Source organism: Coleofasciculus sp. FACHB-1120 (assembly GCF_014698845.1).
In the GTDB taxonomy this organism is placed as follows: domain Bacteria; phylum Cyanobacteriota; class Cyanobacteriia; order Cyanobacteriales; family FACHB-T130; genus FACHB-T130.
Map to the genome: position 1 here is coordinate 1 of NZ_JACJTV010000072.1, position 3,997 is coordinate 3,997.

Genomic DNA, 3,997 nt, shown 5'->3' on the forward strand with positions numbered 1-3,997 from the left:
TTAGTCCGAAAAACCTTATCCTTTTCCAAGTCCTTAGAGAATCACATTGGTGCCATTTGGTATTTTGTGCATGATTATAATGCATCATTACTTGTTTAGCACCACCTTTTTTGGTAGGGACCGATGGTGCATATACTAATATTTGATTCAGAGTGATCGCTTATCCCAAAGCGTCAAAATTCAAAATGGTTTGCTCAAGGTTTTGGGTAAATTTTACCAGTTCTTCGGTAATTCCAAAAAGCTTATCAGCACGGATGAAGATTTCCCAGGCGCGAACACACATGAAACCGATACCAATTACTGCCAGAGGAACAGCAGCGTAACCAAGTAGAGCAGCGATTGGTGGGAAAACCATACAGATACATATCAAGATGCCTGTAATTACACCACCAGCTAATCCAGCTTTTGCTGTTGCAACTGCAACGTTCCGGATTAGCTCGTCTTGCGTAATTTTTCCTTCCGCAAAGGACAAGGAATTTTCTAAAGTTGAGAATACAAGTTCAATCACTGCTGCTACCAAAGCACCTTGAACCGCAGCTCCAATCACTTGCTCTAAACTTGCTTTGAAAGCTGCATCGCCAAGGACTTTACGTGCTGCTGCAAGTTCTTCAGGAGTCATATTAACTCCACCACGAGATCGGTTGATTCTGAAGTTCTCGAAAATGCCGTTAGAAGCTTCTTTTCCTCCACCGTTAACGTGCGCTTTTATATGGCTCCAATCCTTATCGCTGCAAAACTCGCGAATCGCCTCATATCCTTGAGCGCGAATTTGTGCTGGTATGGTTTCATACACTTTGGCAGCTTCTTGAACATTGCGAATGCCTTCGCGTACTCCAGCTCGGTGAAATTTCAGTTGCAAGTTGTGAGGTAAGTTCTCAAATTTAATGTTGTGAGCAACTTTGAATGCCTCTTGTGCAGCAATTGTTGCAGCGCCAGTAACTGCACTAGAAGCTTGTTGAGCTTCAATGATTACATTATTCCCAGCTTCTTGCGTTGTTGAGATCGCCTCTGATACTGCATTTTGGGTATTTAAAACAATCTCTGATGCTGTTTTTTGGAACGTAGAAGCTATAGAAGTGACTGAGTTAGAAACCTCCTGAATTGCACTACTTGCAGCCTCTTGGGTTGTTGAGAGTGCTTCTGATACTGCATTTTGAGTATTTGAAACAATATCCGAGGCTGTTTCTTGAATCGTAGAAGCTACAGCTTCTATTTCCTGAACATGAATTTTAAACATTTGTTCGATAAGTAAAAACTTAAAACAATTAATATATAACCAATACCTTTACAATGAAGCTCAAATGTAAGAGGCGATCACGCCTCTTACATTCCCTGGTATTTCCAGGGAATTTCTCTCTAGCCTTGTAGGATTCAACACGAGTTAGCTCTATTTAAAACTAGTATTTCTGAAGTCGTCAAGGACGGCAACTCAAACTTCATTAAAACTTCTAAAATATTGAATTATGTACGGAAATTACCCGCATAAGTAAAATTTCCGTGAAGCAAAGCTATCCCGGAAGGAATCGCCCGTCTCCTCCTCTGCAAGGATAAGCGCGATCGCTATTTATCTATGTCTGCAATGCTATGTTTGCAATGCATGGAAGCGATCGCTCTTATATAGACTAGGATAGGGCGAACAGACTTAGCACTCCAGACTGATGCCGAAAGGAAAACACAGCCGCTTGCAAGGTAAGCTTTGCGCTGCGATCGCATATCCTGAGAATCTGGCCAAATTAATTTGTCGCCACCTGGTTGACAGTGCTACTTATTTCTCCTGAGTGAAGCGATCGCAACAGTAGGGACAGCATATCCCTTCGTGATAATCAGGCGAAGTTTTATCCACTTCGGAGATAGGATGACCGCAACGAGGGCACATTTCATGAGTTCCTATCTCCAAACCCTCGCGTACAGCAACCCGTTGATCGAAGACAAAGCATTCCCCTTGCCAGAGACTGTCTTCTGGGGGAACTTCCTCTAAATACTTGAGAATGCCGCCTTTGAGGTGATAGACCTCTTGGAACCCTTCAGCCATCATAAATGATGTCGCTTTTTCGCAGCGAATGCCGCCAGTGCAGAATAAAGCAACTTTTTTATGTTTGCTGGGGTCGAGGTTATTGCGAACATAGTCAGGAAACTGCCGGAATGAGCCAGTTTTGGGATTTTGCGCTCGTTTAAAGGTGCCAATCGTCACTTCATAATCGTTGCGGGTGTCAATAATTGTCACCTCTGGATCGGAAATCAGTTCATTCCACGCTTGCGGACTGACATAAGTACCGACGCGATCGCTCGGATCGATTTCTGGCAATCCCAAGGTGACTATTTCTTTCTTCAATCGCACCTTCATCCGGTCAAACGGCGGAGAATCGGCATAAGACTCTTTATGCTCCAAGTCAACTAGACGCGGATCGGAGCGCAAAAATGATAAAACTGAGTCGATGCTGTCACGAGAACCCGCGATTGTCCCGTTAATGCCTTCTGCTGCCAGCAAAATTGTCCCTCTAATACCCTGTGTTTTGCAGTGCGACAATAAGGGGTCTTGCTTCTCGGCAAAATCTGGCAACTTGACAAATTTATAGAAAGCTACAACAACTTGGGTCATTTCCCCACTCAACTGCAACAAGTAAAAATGTTTTACGCTGGTTCATCACCTAACCTAGCAGAGTAAGCTTCTGTGATGATATGCGTCTAAATATTTCTTCCTTTACCCCCTTCCCTAATGAAACCAGATGAGCTAATATAACAAAAGTGTCTGAAGTTCCAGCTTCAAGTCCGGGGGTTTAGCTCAGTTGGTAGAGCGCCTGCTTTGCAAGCAGGATGTCAGCGGTTCGAGTCCGCTAACCTCCATTTATGTTGTCGATTAACACATTATTTGTCGTCGTTAACAGATTAATGTCGCTTAACGTCGTTTTCAACAAATTCGTGTCGTTGAATTAGATTCCGACAATTGTTAATGTATGTTCGCAAATTAAATGTCGCGAACGTACAAATGGGGTAACGATTTTGTAGAAAGTCGAAATTGGATGCCATCGGAAACGTTTACGAAAGGACTCCTGATTTAGTATTCCCAAATTTACCCAGCTATCCGAACACTACGTCTTCATAAAGCGTTTCTAGAGTTCCCTCAAAGTCGATACTGTCGAGGCGAAATGAGGTCTGTTCTGGCGTGTAGGACTGCAATACCCACAGCCCCTGGTCGTTGCGGCGGAAGCACTCAACGCGAGTACGTTTGGTGTTGATTAAGACGTATTCGCGCAGGCTATCAAGTTCTTGATAGTCGGCAAACTTGTCACCTCGGTCGAAGGCTTCAGTGGAGTCAGATAAAACTTCGACCAGTAGAGTGGGAAATCATTTAAAGGTGGAGGTTTCTTGGTCGCGGGGGTCACAAGTGACCATCACGTCGGGGTAGTAGAATCGATTCAGGGATTCGCTCCGGGCTTTCATATCGGAGATGTAGACGCGGCAACCTGAGCCTCGGGCGTGGTTGCGGAGGACGGCAAAGAGGTTGCCAGCGATGGTAACGTGGGGGTCGCTGGCACCTGCCATCGCGTAGATTTGTCCGTCAATGTATTCGTGTTTGACGGGGCTTTGTTCCTCCAGTTGCAGGTATTCATCGGCTGTAAGGTAGGAGTGTTGGGGGGAGGCAATCATAGTGTTATCCTTCTAATAACCGTTGCACTGAAATCACAACATCTGAAAACGCCTTGGGACCAATCTCTCCCATCGTTAGCGTTTCTGCACTAGCGTAGTCGCCATTGACAGGATCACGGAATACAGAGAGTTGTCGATGCTTCAAGTCCACAACCCAATACTCCCGAATTGATGCGGCGGCGTACGCTTTGCGCTTGGTATAGAGGTCTTTGCTGAGGGTAGTGTTAGCGTATTCGATGAGCGGCGTTGCTGAATGGGGGTATGAATCAAGCTGGAACAGGCACATCCCAAAACTTCAGGTAGTGAAGTAACAAGCGAATTGAGTGTCTCAGCATTTCCTCGCTCTTGG

3 protein-coding genes, 1 tRNA gene and 3 pseudogenes are annotated in these 3,997 nt (G+C 45.0%); 2 read left to right on the plus strand and 5 right to left on the minus strand.

Annotated elements, in window-relative coordinates:
- A pseudogene (locus tag H6H02_RS26380) lies at positions 1-99 on the plus strand (IS1 family transposase); the annotation flags it as partial.
- Between the two features lie 61 nt (positions 100-160).
- Here the strand turns inward: H6H02_RS26380 and H6H02_RS26385 are convergent.
- Positions 161-1,237, minus strand: a complete 1,077-nt coding sequence (locus tag H6H02_RS26385; protein WP_242040895.1) for a hypothetical protein — start codon at positions 1,235-1,237, stop codon at positions 161-163.
- A 528-nt stretch (positions 1,238-1,765) separates the two neighbouring features.
- Positions 1,766-2,599, minus strand: a complete 834-nt coding sequence (locus H6H02_RS26390) for a rhodanese-related sulfurtransferase (RefSeq protein WP_190823379.1) — start codon at positions 2,597-2,599, stop codon at positions 1,766-1,768.
- Between the two features lie 172 nt (positions 2,600-2,771).
- Here H6H02_RS26390 and H6H02_RS26395 point away from each other — a divergent pair.
- Positions 2,772-2,844: transfer RNA gene (locus H6H02_RS26395), tRNA-Ala, on the plus strand.
- A 234-nt stretch (positions 2,845-3,078) separates the two neighbouring features.
- Here H6H02_RS26395 and H6H02_RS26400 read toward each other — a convergent pair.
- The 3 genes and pseudogenes from H6H02_RS26400 to H6H02_RS26410 form a co-directional block, all read right to left on the minus strand.
- Positions 3,079-3,648: pseudogene (locus H6H02_RS26400) on the minus strand (Uma2 family endonuclease).
- A 4-nt stretch (positions 3,649-3,652) separates the two neighbouring features.
- On the minus strand, positions 3,653-3,934 hold the full coding sequence (locus tag H6H02_RS26405; RefSeq protein WP_242040896.1) for a Uma2 family endonuclease: 282 nt from the start codon (positions 3,932-3,934) through the stop codon (positions 3,653-3,655).
- Positions 3,915-3,997 (minus strand): annotated as a pseudogene (locus tag H6H02_RS26410) (IS1 family transposase); the annotation flags it as partial. The pseudogene H6H02_RS26410 and the gene H6H02_RS26405, both read right to left, overlap by 20 nt.